This is a genomic window from Streptomyces sp. NPDC053673 (assembly GCF_055585225.1).
This window is the reverse complement of the sequence record NZ_JBVJKN010000002.1, coordinates 332,867-349,290: the sequence shown is the minus strand read 5'-3', so window position 1 is coordinate 349,290 and position 16,424 is coordinate 332,867. Positions and strand designations below refer to the sequence as shown.

General features: G+C 70.4%; 9 protein-coding genes. 4 read left to right on the top strand and 5 right to left on the bottom strand.

Going from position 1 to position 16,424, the window contains the following annotated elements:
* Window positions 1–225: 225 nt before the first annotated feature.
* On the bottom strand, window positions 226–1,053 hold the full coding sequence (locus ACZ6ZQ_RS04830; RefSeq protein ID WP_469767118.1) for a hypothetical protein: 828 nt from the start codon (window positions 1,051–1,053) through the stop codon (window positions 226–228).
* An 81-nt stretch (window positions 1,054–1,134) separates the two neighbouring features.
* On the opposite strand from ACZ6ZQ_RS04830, the gene ACZ6ZQ_RS04825 reads away from it, so the two are divergent.
* Window positions 1,135–1,917 carry an SDR family oxidoreductase gene (locus tag ACZ6ZQ_RS04825; RefSeq protein WP_469767117.1) on the top strand — a complete coding sequence of 261 codons (783 nt, stop codon included), beginning with the start codon at window positions 1,135–1,137 and terminating at the stop codon, window positions 1,915–1,917.
* 202 nt (window positions 1,918–2,119) lie between these two features.
* Window positions 2,120–3,694, top strand: coding sequence for a sodium:solute symporter family protein (locus ACZ6ZQ_RS04820; RefSeq protein ID WP_469767116.1), 1,575 nt, complete (start codon window positions 2,120–2,122; stop codon window positions 3,692–3,694).
* A gap of 121 nt (window positions 3,695–3,815) precedes the next feature.
* Here ACZ6ZQ_RS04820 and ACZ6ZQ_RS04815 read toward each other — a convergent pair whose 3' ends face one another.
* The gene (locus ACZ6ZQ_RS04815; RefSeq protein ID WP_469767115.1) at window positions 3,816–4,931 is read right to left on the bottom strand and encodes an ADP-ribosylglycohydrolase family protein; all 1,116 of its coding nucleotides are present in this window, start codon (window positions 4,929–4,931) and stop codon (window positions 3,816–3,818) included.
* Between the two features lie 317 nt (window positions 4,932–5,248).
* Between ACZ6ZQ_RS04815 and ACZ6ZQ_RS04810 the strand changes: the two genes are divergently transcribed.
* The gene (locus ACZ6ZQ_RS04810) at window positions 5,249–6,841 is read left to right on the top strand and encodes a glycosyltransferase family 39 protein (RefSeq protein ID WP_469767114.1); all 1,593 of its coding nucleotides are present in this window, start codon (window positions 5,249–5,251) and stop codon (window positions 6,839–6,841) included.
* Window positions 6,842–7,119: 278 nt separating this feature from the next.
* Here the strand turns inward: ACZ6ZQ_RS04810 and ACZ6ZQ_RS04805 are convergent, their stop codons facing one another.
* On the bottom strand, window positions 7,120–9,741 hold the full coding sequence (locus ACZ6ZQ_RS04805; protein ID WP_469767113.1) for a bifunctional FO biosynthesis protein CofGH: 2,622 nt from the start codon (window positions 9,739–9,741) through the stop codon (window positions 7,120–7,122).
* Between the two features lie 280 nt (window positions 9,742–10,021).
* Window positions 10,022–12,166, bottom strand: coding sequence for a galactose oxidase-like domain-containing protein (locus tag ACZ6ZQ_RS04800; RefSeq protein WP_469767112.1), 2,145 nt, complete (start codon window positions 12,164–12,166; stop codon window positions 10,022–10,024).
* Between the two features lie 493 nt (window positions 12,167–12,659).
* On the opposite strand from ACZ6ZQ_RS04800, the gene ACZ6ZQ_RS04795 reads away from it, so the two are divergent.
* On the top strand, window positions 12,660–14,219 hold the full coding sequence (locus ACZ6ZQ_RS04795; protein WP_469767111.1) for a Dyp-type peroxidase: 1,560 nt from the start codon (window positions 12,660–12,662) through the stop codon (window positions 14,217–14,219).
* Between the two features lie 81 nt (window positions 14,220–14,300).
* Here the strand turns inward: ACZ6ZQ_RS04795 and ACZ6ZQ_RS04790 are convergent, their stop codons facing one another.
* Window positions 14,301–16,052, bottom strand: coding sequence for an HAL/PAL/TAL family ammonia-lyase (locus tag ACZ6ZQ_RS04790; protein WP_469767110.1), 1,752 nt, complete (start codon window positions 16,050–16,052; stop codon window positions 14,301–14,303).
* Window positions 16,053–16,424: the final 372 nt, after the last annotated feature.

The window sequence follows — 16,424 nt, the reverse complement described above, 5'->3', positions numbered from 1 at the left end:
GGCTCCACCGGCCGGACCGGATCTCGGTACTCACGGGACCCCGGTACAGCCCGAGCCCGGTACAGCCCGGTACAGCCCGGACCCCGGCACACACAGGATCCCAGGACAGACCGGATCCGGCGAACAGTACCGGATTCAACGAACAGAGCCCTCTCGACTGGTCCGCCGTCCCGGCCGAGGGGGCTCGGCCCTGTTCCGGCCCCACTCCGCCCCCTTCGGCCCCACTCAGCGCAGCTCGTCCACGTAGCGGTCCGTACCCGGCACGGTCGGAATGAACGGCGCCACCAGTTCGACCCTCCCGAGCTCCCCCGCGTCGAGATCCGCGAAGTGCTCGTCCCAGCACTCACGCGGATCCTGCTCCAGGAACCAGAGCAGCGTCAGCCGCGTGTCGACGCCCTCCACCTGCTTCACGTACGTCATCCGCTCCAGCGGCAGCGGTGTCGGCCGGAAGACCGTCACCATCGCCGCCGGGGAACCGGCAAGCCGCCCGGGCAACTCCCCCGACCGCAGCCGTTCCAGCAGCTCGGTCCGCTGCTCCGGCCCCTCCGCGTCGATCACCTCGACGACCAGCCCCGCGTACGGATGGTCCAGCGCGTGATAGTCGCGAGGCCCCGCCGCCCCGTCCCGGTACACGGTCCCCGCATGGTCCTGGAAGGCGGTGAACACATGTGTACGGGCCTGATGGACGCGACCGTCGCGGTTCAGCCGCTTGTTGATACCGACGGTCCACTTCATGTGGTCGTCGTAGCGGCCGTCGGTGATCCAGTACGTGGAGATGTAGCAGCCGGCCGTCACCGGCTGGGCGACCGCCGACTTCTCGGGGTAGCGCAGGAGCTGCAGCTCACGGGTCGCCACCCAGCGCCGGCCGGCGTACATCCACGGCATCGCCATCGCGCCCGCGTAGTAGTGGTCGTCCTCGTACCAGCGGTTGTACGCGTACTCATGGCCGGGATGCGGTTCGACCATGGTGATCAGGGCGTGGCCCGGGTGGACTCCATAGGGGCCGACGGCGGCCAGTTCCGCGTACACCTCGGACCGGGTGTCCTCACTCACGACGCTCCCCTTCCCTCATCCGGCGGACAGACCTACTCTGACGCACCGTCAGATGAAGGACCAGAGCCGGGAGGCGCCGAGATGCTGCTGCAGGGAAAGACCGTCATCGTGTCCGGTGTCGGCGCCGGACTCGGACACCAGATCGCCGCAACCGTCGTACGGGACGGGGGAAACGCCGCCCTCGGCGCCCGTACGGAGGCGAACCTCGCCAAGACCGCCGCCGAGATCGACCCCGAGGGCGCGCACACCGCCCACCGCCCCACCGACATCACCGACGAGGCACAGTGCGAAGCCCTGGCGGCGCTCGCGGTGGAGAGGTTCGGGGGCATCGACGCGGTGGTCCATGTCGCCGCCTGGGACAGCTACTTCGGCGGCCTCGAAGACGCCGACTTCGCGACCTGGCAGGAGGTCGTGGACGTCAATCTGCTGGGGACACTGCGCATGACGCGGGCCTGCCTGCCGGCACTCAAGGAGCGGGGCGGCTCGGTCGTCATCATCGGCACACAGTCGGCGGTGGCCGCGCCGTCCCAGGTGCGGCAGGCGGCGTACGCGGCATCGAAGGGTGCGCTCACTTCCGCGATGTACTCGCTCGCACGCGAGCTGGGACCGCACCGGATCAGGGTCAACACCGTGCTGCCCGGCTGGATGTGGGGGCCGCCGGTCCAGGCGTACGTACAGTTCACCGCGCACACCGAGGGGGTGCCGGAGTCCGAGGTGCTCGGCCGGCTGACCGAGCGGATGGCGCTGCCGGAACTGGCGACGGACGGGGACGTCGCAGAGGCCGTGACGTTCCTCGCCTCCGACCGGGCCAGGGCGATCACGGGCCAGTCGCTGCTGGTCAACGCGGGAGAGCTGATGCGTTAGCGCTCGGCGCTCGCCGCCCCGGGCCGCACCGGCGAACTTCGCCGCGTGCGGTCCTTTTTCACCCTTCTGTCGATCACGAATGTGAACCGAGGTCAACAATCCGAACGATTTTACTTGCTGTTGACTCTTCGACGCGTTGTCGCGGCCGCTCAGTTGGCCACACCATGAACGGCGTTCACAAGGCGGACCCCTGGAGGGGGACATGAACAGTCTCGACTGGACCGTGCTCATCGGCTACTTCGGCGTGATGGTCGCCATCGGTATCTGGTCCCACAAGCGTGTGGACAACGTCAGCGACTTCTTCACGGCCGGCGGCAAGATGCCGTGGTGGCTGTCGGGCATCTCGCACCACATGTCCGGCTACAGCGCTGTCATGTTCACGGGTTACGCGGCCATCGCGTATACGTACGGCGTGACGTCGTACGTCACCTGGTCCTTTCCCATCGCCATCGGTATCGCCATCGGATCCCGGCTCTTCGCCCCACGCCTCAACCGGGTCCGTTCCCGCCTGCACGTCGCCTCACCGCTCGAATACCTCAAGAGCCGCTACAACCTGCCCACCCAGCAGGCCCTCGCCTGGTCCGGCGTGCTCCTGAAGATCGTCGACGTCGGCGCCAAGTGGGCGGCCATCGCCACCCTGCTCTCCGTCTTCACCGGCGTCTCGCTCAACATGGGCATCCTGATCACCGGTGCGGTCACCGCCGTCTACTGCACGGTCGGCGGCCTGTGGGCGGACGCACTCACCGAACTGGGGCAGTTCATCATCCAGTTCGTGGCCGGCATCGCGATGCTGATCGCCGTCATGGCCGAGCTCGGCGGCTTCAGCAGCCTCTGGAACGTCTGGGACGAGCCGGTGATGTCCGGCCACACCGAGCCGCTGGCCGGCCCGTACCTGATGGTCTTCCTGATCGCGTACCTCTTCATCAAGACCTTCGAGTACAACGGCGGGATGTGGAACCAGGCCCAGCGCTACATGGCCACCGATTCCGCCAGGTCCGCCGAACGCTCCGGCCGGCTCTCCGCCCTGCTCTGGCTGATCTGGCCGCTGGTGCTGTTCTTCCCCATGTGGGTGGCGCCGGTGATCCTGGCGGACGAGAAGAACGTCGTCCCGGCCGACTCGTACGCCATCATGGCCGAACAGCTGCTGCCGCACGGCCTGCTCGGCCTGGTCGTCGTGGGCTTCTTCTCCCACACGATGGCGATGTGCTCCTCCGACGCCAACGCGATCGCGGCGGTCGTCACCCGCGACATCATGCCCGCCGTCTCCCGCAAGGTCCGGGAGTGGGACACGCGCGCCGGACTGCTCGCCGCCCGCTGGTCGACGCTCCTCTTCCTCGGCCTGTCGATGGCCATCGCGACCCAGGTCAACTCGGACTTCTTCGGTGACATCATCACCGTCGTCATCAAGTGGGTCGCAGGTCTGATGGGCCCGATCGCGATCCCGCTGATGCTCGGCATGCTCCCGTGGTTCCGCAAGAGCGGCCCGACGGCGGCGCTGCTGAGCTGGGGCCTGGGCCTGGTGACGTTCTGGCTGGTGAACTACCCGATCAGCTGGAACGTCGAGGGCGGCGTCCCGCTGCAGTACCAGGTGTCGATCCCGCTCGCGATCTCGCTGGTGCTCTTCGTCCTGATCGGCTACGTGAAGCCGGAGGACACCCCGGAGCGGGACGGAATCCTCGCGCAGCTCAACCCCGGCGGGGACGGGGAGGGCGCGGCCGCCGTCCCGCAGCCGGCCACGGCCGGCGACACGGTGGCGCAGCCGGCCGCGAAGGAGTAGTCGCGGCTCGATGATCAGGGGTGGGCGGGGCCGGTACGGGCCCGCCCACCCCCGCTGTCTTCGGTGGCGTTGGTGACGTTCTGTCTCTGGTGACGTTCTGTCCCTGGTGACGTTCCGCGGTTCAGCCGCGCGGGTAGCGCTGCAGCCAGCCCGTGGCCGAGACCGCCGGGCCGTGGAGGGCGGGGCCCTGGGTCATCTCCATGGCGAAGTCGTCGGCGAGTTCGAGGATGGTGGGGCGGCCCTCCAGCTCCGCGAGCCAGGCCGGCGGCAGGGCCGTCTCGCCGTGGAGGGCTCCCAGGAGGGCGCCGCAGACGGTGCCGGTGGTCTGGGAGGGGCCGTCGTGGTTGACGGCGAGGCGCAGGCCGTGGCGGATGTCCTCGCTGACGAGGGTGGCGTACACGGCGACGGCGAGGGCGTCCTCGGCGTTGTTCGGGTCGCCGAGGGCGGCGATACGGGCGGGGCTCGGGATGCCCTGGCGTACGGCGCCGAGGGCCTGCTTCAGGGCGTCGGTGACGGGCTGGTGGCCGGGGCGGGGCGTGAGCAGGGCGAGGGCGCGCTGGACCGAACCGTCGACGGTCTCGCCGCGGGCCAGGCCGTGCACGATGACGGCGAGGGCGCCGGCCGAGAGATACGCGGTGGGGTGGCCGTGGGTCTGCGCCGCGCACTCGACGGCGAGCTGGCAGACCAGCTGCGGCTCCCAGCCCACGAGCAGTCCGAACGGCGCGGAACGGACGAGGGCCCCGGCGTCGCGCGCGGTGGGGTTCTTGGGCTTGTCGAGGGTGCCGAGTGTCTCGTCACCGAGTCCGGTGAGACAGGCGGGAGCCGGGTCGCGGCGGGCGTACAGCCATTCCTCGCGGGCAAGCCAACCGTTGTCCTTGCGGCGCTCGTCGGGGCCCCAGTCGCGCTGGGTGGCCGCCCAGCGCAGATGGGCGCGGTGCACATCGGTCGGCGGATGCCAGGCGCCGGTGTCGCGGCGTACCTGGGCGCGTATCAGCCCGTCGACGGTGAAGAGGGTCAGCTGGGTGGCGGCGGTGACGGCGCCGCGGCGGCCGTACGCGGGGACGAAGTCGGTGTCACCCTCGGCGCCGTGAGCGGCGCGTATCTCCTCGACCGTGAGCTCCGCGATTCCGGCGCCGAGCGCGTCGCCGATGGCCGCTCCGAGCAGGCAGCCGCGCACCCGGGCGCGGAAGTCCTGCTGTTCGGCACGGCCCCAGACGGCTGTGGCTGCTGTCGTCACGCGGTGTCCCCTCCCCTCTCGTCCGCAGCACTGTAATCGACCGCATGAGATCGGTTCATGGGCGGAATCAAGCCGGAACGGCTTGTGAAACGGTATGTGGCCCGTCGCCCTTCAGGCCGGTTTTGATCACTGCTCATGATGGATCTCCCGGTGCGACGTGCGGGCCCGCAGGATCCGCCGGCTGAAGGCGGGTCGGCCGCGAGCGGTGCCCGAGCGGCCATCGGTGCGGCCATGGGTAGGGGCCGAACGGGGGAAAACAGCCGGGCGAGCAGGTCCTGTGAGGCGCCGGACGACCAGGGTCCACCAAGGTTTTCGGCATGTCTGTTCTCCCTTCCTCCCCGGCCCAGGACCTCAAGCCGCGCACCGACCAGGACCCCGGCGACGTCGACGGCACACGCGGCACGGAGGTCGCCGACGGCACGGGCGGCACCGGCGCGGACCAGGACCGGACGCCGGAAGCCGCGCAACGCCCGGAGAAGCCGGCCCCGGCCCCCGCGTCGCCCGGCGTATGGATGTGGCCGGCGCTGGCCACCCTCGCCGCGGCGATGTACGGAATCGGCCGGCCGCTGATGTGGGGCGACGAGCTGACCAGCTGGGACGTGGCCTCCCGCAGCACCGGGCGACTTCTGGCCACGGTCCAGCACGTGGACGCGGTGCTCGGTGCGTACTACCTCCTCCTGCACGGGTGGATGGGTGTCTTCGGGGACTCCGCCGCGGTCGTGCGCCTGCCCTCGGCCCTGGCCATGGCCGGTGCCGCCGCCTGCGTGGCACTGATCGGGCGGCGGCTGTTCGGCTCCCTCGCCGGGCTGGCGGGAGGCCTGCTGTTCGCCCTGATCCCCGCGGTCAGCCGGTACGGGCAGGAGGCCCGCCCGTACGCCCTGGTCGTCTGCGCCGTCGCACTGGCCACCCTGCTGCTGCTGCGTGCCCTGGACCGCCCGGCGAACCGGTGGCGCTGGGCGGGCTACGCCCTGTCCCTGGCGGTCGTCGGCCTGCTGCACCTGCTGGCACTGACCGTGGTGGCCGGGCACCTGGCCGCGGTGGCCGGGCGGGTCCGCTCCGAGCGCCGGGTGCTGTGGGGCTTCTCCGCCGCGGCACTGGCGGGAGTGGCCTGTGCGGCACCCGTACTGCTGCTGGGCAGAGCGCAGGCCGGGCGGCAGATCTCATGGATCCCCGAACCCGACGCCTGGGGTCTGCTCACGGTGTGGCCGGAGTTGTACGTGTCCGGCCTGCTGGCCGGGGCGATGACGATCCCTGCCGTGATCGCGTGGCGGGAGGACCGTGCCGCCGCCCTGTTCGGCACCGCGGTGGCGGTGCTGCCCCCGCTGGTGCTCTGGGCCGTCTCGCACGGGGACGTCTCGTACTTCTACCCCCGGTACCTGATGTTCGTCCTCCCGGCGTGGGCCGTGCTGGCCGGGGCGGGACTCGCCGCGGCACGGTCCCGGAAGCTGGTCGCGGCGGCCGTGGTGGTACTCGCGCTGCTCACGCTTCCCGACCAGAAGCCGCTCCGGGAGGCGAACGGGCACTCCTGGCAGGGCCTGGACTACGAGGGAGCGGCACGGACCATCGAGAAGTTCCACGTCGCGGGTGACGCGGTGGTCTACGACCGGGCGGAGGAGCGCATGCTCGGCGTGGGCGTCGGCTTCTACCTGTCCCGCGAGCTGAAGATGCGCGACGTCTTCCTCGCCGAATCGGCCGCCGACCGCCATGACCTGTCGTCGGCCGACTGCCCGGTTCCGGCCCGGTGCGTGGGGGACGAACGCCGCGTCTGGGTGGTGGTGCTCGGGACCGCCTGGGATCCGCTGCAGGGGCTGCCCGACGCCCAGGCGCAGGCACTGCGGGCGCACTACAAGGTGAGCGGAACGGAGCGGCTGAAGGGGCTGACCGTGGCCCTTCTGAGGCGCACGGGCTGAGCGCAGGGACCGGTGGGCGTCTCCCGGCGCAGCCCGCGGATTGGTCGGGATCTCGGGCGAGCGAGGGGACTGATCGGCGTCTCGGCCAAGCGCAGGGGCCGACCGGCGTCTCGGCCGAGCGCGCGGACCGGCCCGCGGACCGGCGCAACCCGCGGACGGTCCGCGCACCAGCTCGGCCCGCAGCCCGGTCCCGTTCAGTCCGCGGACCGGCCGCGCACCCACTCAGCCCGCGGACCGCCCGCGCACCCGCTCAGTACACAGACCGGCCGCGCACCCGCTCAGTCCGTCAGCAGCGGCAGCAGTTCCGGCAGGTGTCCGTCGGAGGCGGCCGCGGCCGCCACGCGCTCCTGCGGCACCTCCCCGTACAGCGTCGTACGCGGCTTCGCCGGCCGCCCCGCCGCCTCCGCGATCGCGACCAGGTCCTGGATCGAACGGTACGAGCCGTAACTGGACCCGGCCATCCGGGAGATGGTCTCCTCCATCAGCGTGCCGCCGAGATCGTTCGCACCGGAGCGCAACATCTCCGCCGCACCGTCCGCCCCCAGCTTCACCCAGCTCGTCTGGATGTTGGGAATGTGCGGATGCAACAGGAGCCGGGCCATCGCCGTCACCGCACGGTTGTCGCGGGTGGTCGGCCCGGGCCGGGCGATCCCGGCCAGGTAGACCGGTGCGTTGGTGTGGATGAAGGGCAGGGTCACGAACTCCGTGAAGCCCTGCCGCCCGGCCTCCAGCGCGGCCTGCTGAATCCCGGCGAGCGTACGGAAGTGGCCGAGCCAGTGCCGGGGCTGGTCCACATGCCCGTACATCATCGTCGACGAGGAGCGGATGCCCAGCTCGTGCGCGGTGGTGATGACCTCGATCCAGGTGGCGGTGGGCAGCTTGCCCTTCGTCAGCACCCAGCGCACCTCGTCGTCGAGGATCTCCGCGGCCGTCCCGGGGATGGAGTCGAGCCCCGCCTCCTTCGCGGCCGTCAGCCACTCGCGGATCGACATCCCGGTCCGGGTCGCGCCGTTGACGACCTCCATCGGCGAGAACGCGTGCACGTGCATGCCCGGAACCCGCTTCTTCACGGCCCGTGCGATGTCGAAGTAGGCCGTGCCGGGCAGGTCCGGGTGGATGCCTCCCTGCATGCACACCTCGACCGCACCGACGTCCCACGCCTGCTGCGCCCGGTCGGCGACCTGGTCCAGGGAGAGGGTGTACGCGTCGGCGTCCGTGCGCCGTTGGGCGAAGGCGCAGAAGCGGCAGCCGGTGTAGCAGACGTTCGTGAAGTTGATGTTCCGGGTGACGATGTACGTGACGTCGTCGCCGACGGCCGACCGGCGGACGTCGTCGGCGATCCGGGTGAGCGCGTCCAGCGCCGGCCCGTCGGCGTGCAGGAGCGCCAGCGCCTCGTCGTCGGTGAGCCGGGTGGGATCGTCGGCGGCGGTCGCCAGGGCCTGTCGTACGTCCGTGTCGATCCGCTGGGGCACCATGCCGGGCGCGGCGGCCTCGCGCAGGGCCTCCCAGTCGCCGTACACCTCGTCGAAGTCGTCCCGGCGGTCGCTCGTCCGCCCGTCGGTGTCGATGGTGCGGTGCAGGTCGGTGCGTCCGGCGGCCGTGAACGCCTCCTCCGGCTCCTGCCAGGGCCGCCCCTGCACGAGCGCGTCCTCGTCCGCCAGGCCGGTCTCCGGGTCGGCGAGCGCCCGTACGTGCGGCAGCAGCCGCGGGTCCAGCCAGGGCTCGCCGCGCTGCACGAACTCCGGGTACACACACAGCCGTTCACGCAGCTCGAAACCCGCCGCCGTGGACTTCTCGGCGAGGGCGTCGATCTGCGGCCACGGTCGCTCGGGGTTGACGTGGTCGATCGTGAGCGGCGACACCCCGCCCCAGTCGTCGATCCCGGCCGCGATGAGCCGCCCGTACTCGTCGTCCACCAGATTCGGCGGCGCCTGCAGACAGCCCGACGGCCCCATGATGTGCCGGGCGACGGCCACGGTGGCGACCAGGTCGTCCAGCTCGGCGTCCGGCATTCCGCGCATCGCCGTGTCCGGCTTGGCGCGGAAGTTCTGAATGATCAGCTCCTGGATGCCGTGGTACGCCCGGGAGATCCGGCGCAGCGCGAACAGCGACTCCGCCCGCTCCTCGCATGTCTCCCCGATCCCGATCAGCAGCCCGCTGGTGAACGGCACGGAACTGCGCCCGGCGTCCTCCAGCACCCGCAGCCGCACGGCCGGCTCCTTGTCCGGCGATCCGTGGTGCGGCCCGCCGGGCTCGGACCAGAGGCGGGTGGCCGTGGTCTCCAGCATCATGCCCATCGACGGGGCGACCGGCTTGAGCCGCTGGAAGTCGGTCCAGCTCATGACCCCGGGGTTGAGGTGCGGCAGCAGCCCGGTCTCCTCCAGGATGCGGATCGCCATGGCCCGTACGTACGCGATCGTGTCGTCGTACCCCTCGGCCTCCAGCCACTCCCGCGCCTCCGGCCAGCGGTCCTCGGGCTTGTCGCCGAGCGTGATCAGCGCTTCCTTGCAGCCCAGTTCGGCCCCGCGCCGCGCGATGTCCAGCACCTCGTCCGGCGACATGAACATCCCGTGCCCGGCACGCCGCAGCTTCCCGGGCACGGTGGCGAAGGTGCAGTAGTGGCACTTGTCCCGGCACAGCCGGGTGAGCGGAATGAACACGCTCTTCGAGTACGTGATGACCCCGCCCCGCCCGGCCGCCTCCAGCCCCGCGTCCCGCACCCGGGCCGCCGACGCGCAGAGGTCGTCCAGATCCGCCCCACGCGCCTGCAGCAGCACGGCGGCCTCGGTGACGTCGAGAGCGACACCGTCCCTGGCTCGCTTGAGGGCGCGGCGCATGGCGTTGTCGGTGGGGCGTCCGGGCTGGCGACCGGGCTGTCCTCCGGGCTGGTGATCCGTCATGAAAGGAGCATACGAGCGCGCGCGGACAGCCAAGCGTGTCCGGGTAGTACGGTGCTTGCGTGAAGATCACCACGGGACGGATGCGGCCCGTGATCAACCAGGGGGACGACTTGACGCCACCGGGCCGGCCCATGAGGGCGGCCGACTTGGCGAGGGGGCCGGCGGAGCCGGCGAGCGACGGGCGGCGCGCACGAACAGGCCCGAGGGCGGGAGTCGTCACTTGCCCCGGAGCCCCAGGCCAGTGGCCTGGGGCTCCGGGGCCTGCGGGCGGTGCCCGGGACTACTCCTGGTTGACCGGCAGGTGGACGAAACGGGCCTTGGACGGGATGCCGGTGCTGTCGACCACGACGAGCAGGTAGTTCCCGGGCGGTGCCACCGCGGAGGTCTCGGGGGTCCGGAACTGGATGTTCCAGCGCTCGTACGCGTCGGATTCCTGGGCCGTGGTGCGCAGCCACACGTAGCGCTGGTCCATGTTGTTGCCGTGGGTGGTCGAACCGAACCGGATGAGCGCCACCTTGGTCTGGGCGTCGAGGCCGGCGCCACGGGCCTGGAGTCCGATCTCCGTGTCGTAGCCGAGTGTGGTCCAGGCCTTGTCCTCTCCGGCCACGGCGACGATGGCGGGGCGGGGGCCGCGCCAGAGGTACGGCGGGTAGTAGCGCTCGGCGGTGGTGTGCTCGTCGAACAGGGACTCCTTGGAGTCGGGATCCAGGGAGAAGCCGCCCGTGCTGCCTGCCTTGAGCACGGTCCCGTCGGGCTGGAGCAGCGCCGTCGAGTGGTAGCGCCGGTCGGTGAGCGCGGAGGCGGCGGGCTTGAAGGTCTCGGTGTCCGGGTCGAAGATCTCGGAGGCGAGGACCGGCACCTTGTTCATGTCGCCCCAGCCCTGCTCGGACCCTCCGCTCACCAGGACCGTGCCGTCGGCCATGAGGGTCGAGTCGCACAGCACTCGCGGGTGAGTCATGCCGCCGACCCGCCGCCAGCCCTTCTGGCGGTTCAGGGGCTGGTACGCGTCGACGTCCAGGATCTCCGCGGTGGCCGTGCTCTTCTGCTCGAAGGTGAGGTCGCGATGGTTCGTCTGCTCCTCGTGCTGGCCCCCGATCACCAGGATCCGGTGCCGGGGCGCGCCCGGGCGGAGCGGTAGCAGGACGTTCGAGCCGTACGTGGGATAGCTGCGGGAGCCCTTCCCGCGCATGGTGTAGACGGCGGGCGCCCTCACCAGCGGGGCGTCCATGGTCTGGTCGTACTGGTAGAGCCAGGCGCGGTTGCTCTCGACCATGGCGACCAGCGGCATCGACGTCGCCGTCTTGCCGGGGAGGACGAAGATGTTGGGGTAGGTGGCCAGCCGGTCCCGCGACGAGAGCAGCGTGGGGTCGATCAGCGACTCCGCCTGGTTCAGGGGGGTCAGCGTGCCGTCGGCGGGGTCGTAGACCTGGTAGTTGTTGTTGAAGCTGTTCCAATAACCGTCCGGTGCTTCGTCCTTGGCGGGGCTGCGGGCGGGGTTCGTGCGGCTTCCGCCGGCGATGAGCATCCGGCCGTCGGGCATCGTCGTGACGGTCGGATACCACCGGTTGACGCCCATCTGCGGGCCCTTGCTCCAGCCGTTCACAGCGTCGGCGTCGTACACGTGTACGCCCTGGCCGTCTTCGAGGTCCTGGTGATCCGGGTCGACGTGTCCTCCGGCGACGAGGAGTCTGCCGTCCGGCAGGTGGGTGTGGCCTGCGCAGAAGATGTTCTTCGGTGTCAGGTCGCCACCGGTCATGGGCCGCTTACGGGTCTTCAGGGTGTCGAGGTCGAGAGCACGGGCTTCGAGGGCGCCCATGTGGAACGACTGCCACATCCACTTGCCCGGTCGGTCGGGGTTGGGGATCGGGTTGCCGGCCTCGTCCATCTCGCGCGACGGGGACCACATGACGACCTCGGCGCCGTCGCCCTTGCGGACCAGTGCGGCGTGTACGGCGACGATCTCCAGGTCCAGCAGCTGGAGGTCGCGGTCCGCGCCGAACCACCGTCCCCCGTCCGGCTCGATCCAGACGTCCACCATCGCGGTGACCTGCTGCGTCCGGATCTCCAGCCGGTCGGCGGGTACGCCGGGGGAGCCGAGGCGGCGCGGGGTCACCCAGAGCTCGCCCGGGCTGCCGGCGGCGGTGGCGCGCAGCACGACGGCGCCGTCCTCGGGCTTGTCGGGTGCGGCACCGATCCGGGTGAGCCCGGTGGTGCTGGTGACACGGATCTCGGTCGCCCCGGCCGCCGTGGACTCAGGGATGCGCAGGGGCACGCGTACGGGTGCGCCGCGGCCGTTCTCGTCGAGTCTCAGGTGGATCCAGCGCCGCCCCAGGAGGGTTTCCGGCCCGGTGACGTCGAGGGGTTCGAGCGACCTGGCGGCGGATGCCCGGGGTACGGCTCCGAGGAGCAGCCCGGAGGCCGTCACGGAAAGCGCCCCGGCCAACAGGGCGCGCCGCCCCGGTCTGGTTTCTGGAATTCCGTTGCGTGAGCCGTCTTCGGGCAGCCGGGATGATTGTGCCATCACGAACCTCGCACTCCGGGTAGGTTTTCCGGTGTTCTCGGCTGCACGCTAGCAGGGGAATTGGAGACCGCTTGAAAGTGCGGGAATCCGCATGTCAGGGAGCTTTCCGCATATTCGTATCGAGCGGCGGCGAGAAACTTTGCCGAGAAATTTCGCCGGGCCGGGAAGAGAATAAGAGGGGTTCTTTACGTCCCGTTTTTCGTGCGCGCCCCGGCGTGCGCCCCGGCGCATTAATGCGATGACGGAGAGCCGCGCGAGTGACCCGCTCTCGCAGTCGAGTGAATCGAACGCACGAAGCACTGCTCGCTCGATCGGGTGGCAAAGGATGGCGGGCGATGCCGTGGAGCGGCAGGAGACCGCCCCGCGAACCCCACCTCGACCAGCCACAGGAGGCTGCGTGACCACCCAACTCACCCGGATCGATTTCGACAAGGAAACCGGGATCGGACCCGAGGCACAGGACGGAGAGTTCCGTGCCGAGGAAGAGAAGTTCCTGAAGGAGCTGCAGGGCAACATCCTCAAGAGCCATGGACGGGACCACAGTCGTCATCTCTTCATCCGGTTCGGCCCGGGGAAGGCGGAGGCGGGCAGGAACTGGCTGAAGGCCATGAGCACAAAGGTGACCTCGGCCAAGACCCAGTGGGACTGGGCCGCCAAGCGCGCCAAGATCTTCGCCGACGCGCGGCAGCAGCCGGATCCCGAGGCATATCTGAGCCTCGAGCTGGCCACGAACGCCAGCCCGCCCTTCATCGGCCTGATGCTGTCCTTCCAGGGCTACAAGGCCCTCGGATACAACACACCCTCCGCCGACGATTCCTTCAAGGCCGGTACCAGAAGCAAGGAGATCCGCGAGAAGCTCGGCGATCCCCCCGAGTCGGAGTGGGAGGAGGGGTTCCGGAAGGACCTGCACGTGCTGGTCATCATCGCGGACGACAGCCCCGATGTCGTGAAGGCCATGGCGAAGACGATCCGCGACTCCGTGGAGACGGGCTCCGAACCGATCGGCAAGGTCGCTCACGAGGAGATCGGAAAGGTGCTCCGCCTGCGGCCCGACGGCCCGGTGCGCGAGCACTTCGGCTTCGCCGACGGCGTCAGCGAGCCGCTCTTCCTCACCAAGGACATCAAGAAGGCCAAGAAGCGGGACGGGACCAGCAAGTGGGATCCGGCGGCCCCGCTCAAGCTCATCCTGGCCAAGGACCCGGTGGCCCCGAAGGACGAGGAACCGTTCGCGGGCAACGGGGTCACCGGCTACGGCACGTACGTCGTCTACCGCAAGCTGGAGCAGAACCTCGCCCGCTTCAACCAGCAGCGCCTCGCGCTGGCGGAGGAACTCGCCAAGGCGGACGGCCGCAAGAAGACGCACGAGGGCGACCTCGAACTCGCCGGCGCCTACATGGTGGGCCGCTTCCGCAACGGTATGCCGGTCGGCGAACCCGCGACCGCGCACGGAATCGACGACCCCATCCCCAACGACTTCGACTACCTGCACGACCGGACGGGCGCGATGTGCCCGTTCCAGGCGCACACCCGTAAGACCAATCCCCGGGGCGACACCACGTGGCGGTTCGGCGCGGATCTGAAGGAGGAGCGGCTCCGCCGGATCACGCGCCGCGCCATCAGCTACGAGCAGAAGACCTCCACGGGCGAGAAGAAGGTCGGGCTGCTGTTCCTGTGCGCCCAGCGGAACATCGCCCACCAGTTCGAGTTCATGCAGCAGAGCTGGTGCAACAACGTCGACTTCCTCGTCGGCGGGAAAGACGGCGAACTCAAGACGGGACAGGACCCGGTCGTCGGCCAGGGCCACACCGCCCCCAAGCCCCACTGGCCCAAGAAGTACGGGGTGCCGGGCGCCACGTTCACGGCGGGCATCGAGGAGTCGGTGACCATGCGCGGCGGCGAGTACTTCTTCGTGCCCAGCATTCCGTTCCTCAAGAACGCGACCACAGTGGGCCGTTGAGCCCGCTGATCCCATGTCGTCCCTGAGGTGATGCCCGTGCCGGACGGCGGTCCGCCTCCCGGCACGGGCATCAGGGACGTGTCACGAGACGCCCAGGAGCGCGTCCTCGCGCACCATGCTGGTCATCTCCTCCAGGTCGGGGGTCATATGGCGGTCGGTGGTCAGCTCGGGAATCACCGCCCGGATGGCCGCGTGGATCCCGTCGGTGCCCTCGCCGAGCGGCAGTCCTTCCATGTCGGGCCGGATGAGGTCGATGCCCTGGGCGCTCATCAGCAGCTGAACAGCAAGGACCGTCTCGAACCGGTCCAGGTTGTCGTGCAGATTGCGGGCCGAGGCCATCGCCATGGTGTTGTGGTCCTCCTGGCCGTCCTTCTCGGGGCGGGAGAGCACACCTGACGGCATGGCGCGGGCCTGCATTTCGGGGATCAGCGCCGCCGCCACGGTCTGCACCTGGACCATGCCGGAGTTGAGGCCCACCGGCGGTGAGGCGAGGTTGGCGGGCAGGCCGTAGCTCCACTTCGGGGACAGCAGCCGCGCGGACAGCTCGTGGGAGAGTACGGCCACATCGGTGATCTGCGCGTTGAGTGTGTCCAGGGCGTGCCCGATCTGGGCGCCGTCCCAGTTGCCGCCCATCACGAACTCGTAGCCGTCGCCCCCGTCGCGGGGGAAGAGCAGGGGGTTGGAGGTGGAGGCGTTGGCCTCTCGCTCGACGATCCGGCGTGCCTCGTCCAGCGTCTGCCGCAGGGTGCCGGCGATGTGCGGCGCGGCGCGCACGGACACCGCGTCCTGGACACGCGGCTTGGTCTCGTCCAGACGAGCGCGGCCCTCGTCCGTCATCCAGCCGCTGTCCTTCACCAGCTCGCGCAGGCGCCCGGCGACGTCCTCCTCGGCCGGGATCCGCCGTTCGGCGTGCGTACGGGCGTCGAGCGAACCGGCCTCGGCCCGGGTGGCCTCCAGGAACAGCGCAAACGCGTACTCGAACTGGGTGGCCAGTGACGTGCCCCGGGCGATGGCGTGGACGTAGCGGGCTGTCAGCAGCCCGCTGCCGCTGATGATCGGCAGCGCCTCGCCCGCCTCCAGCGGGAAGGAGACCGGTAGCTTCGCCTCCGACAGAACCCTGCGCGCCGGACCGGTCCGGCCCCGGTACCGGGCCTGTCCATTCTCGCCGGTGAGGACGAGCCCGGCGGCGGCCATCGGCTGGAGGTCACCGGTGCCCAGCGACCCGACCTGCGGCAGCACCGGCGCCACCCCGGCGTTGACCAGCCCGAGCATCCGCTCGACCAGTTCCGGCCGCACGCCCATGTGCCCGCGCGCCATGGAATTGGCCCGCAGCACCAGGGCCAGCAGGGCCTCCCCGTCCGGTACGTCATCCCCCACACCTGCGGCGTGGGAGAGGAGGATCCGCCGCTGGAACTCCCGCTGCTGGTCATCGGTGAGCGGCTTGTCCTTCAGCGGCCCCAGCCCTTGGTTCCAGCCGTAGACACGCTGTCCTTCGTCGAGCGCGGCCAGCGCACCCTCCCGGGCCTGGCGCATGGACCGGGCGGCGGAGGGGGCGAGCGACAGCTCGACCGGGTGGCCGCGGACGATGTGCAACATGTCCGGCAGCGTCAGCTGCCCGCCGTCCAGGGAAAGCTTCAGCGGAGCGACCGGAGCGGTGGCCGTCCGGGACGCGGGGAAGGTGGTTCCGGTGACGGATGCGACTGCGGAGACGGATGCGGCTCCGGGCACACTGGTGGACGCAACCGCGGGAGCGGCGGCTCCGAGGGAGGCGACCAGGAGGACCGGGACGAGCGACAGCGGGAGCAGCGCTCTCCGGGGGCGGTGGGCTGTCACGGTCCGCGGGAGGCGCGAGGGACAGGTGCGGTGGGCTGTCACGGTCCGCGGGAGGCACGAGGGACGGGGGCGGTACATGGCAGAGGTTCCTTACCGGCTCGGGAATCGGTGGGGCACTTGCCGCGCACGACCAGACCCCGGTAGGGAATCAGTACGATCATCTTGCCGGTCTTCCCGGTCCGGCACACCGGCCCCACCCGGTCTTCACCCACGTGCCGCACAGCCGCCCATCGACCGGCGGTGGGCAGAGACACGTCTGGTGAAAATCCGTGACCTGCAACTCCTGTCCGGGCTGTCCTCCGGGCTGGTGATCCGTCATGAAAGGAGCACAAGAGGGCGCGCGGTCAGTGAAGCGTGGCCGGGTAGTGCGTT

Bases quoted from the DNA above. Each gene is read 5' to 3' on its own strand.
- ACZ6ZQ_RS04825 (WP_469767117.1), top strand. From the start codon at position 1,135: ATGCTGCTGCAGGGAAAGACCGTCATCGTGTCCGGTGTCGGCGCCGGA.
- ACZ6ZQ_RS04820 (WP_469767116.1), top strand. From the start codon at position 2,120: ATGAACAGTCTCGACTGGACCGTGCTCATCGGCTACTTCGGCGTGATG.
- ACZ6ZQ_RS04810 (WP_469767114.1), top strand. From the start codon at position 5,249: ATGTCTGTTCTCCCTTCCTCCCCGGCCCAGGACCTCAAGCCGCGCACC.
- ACZ6ZQ_RS04805 (WP_469767113.1), bottom strand. From the start codon at position 9,741: ATGACGGATCACCAGCCCGGAGGACAGCCCGGTCGCCAGCCCGGACGC.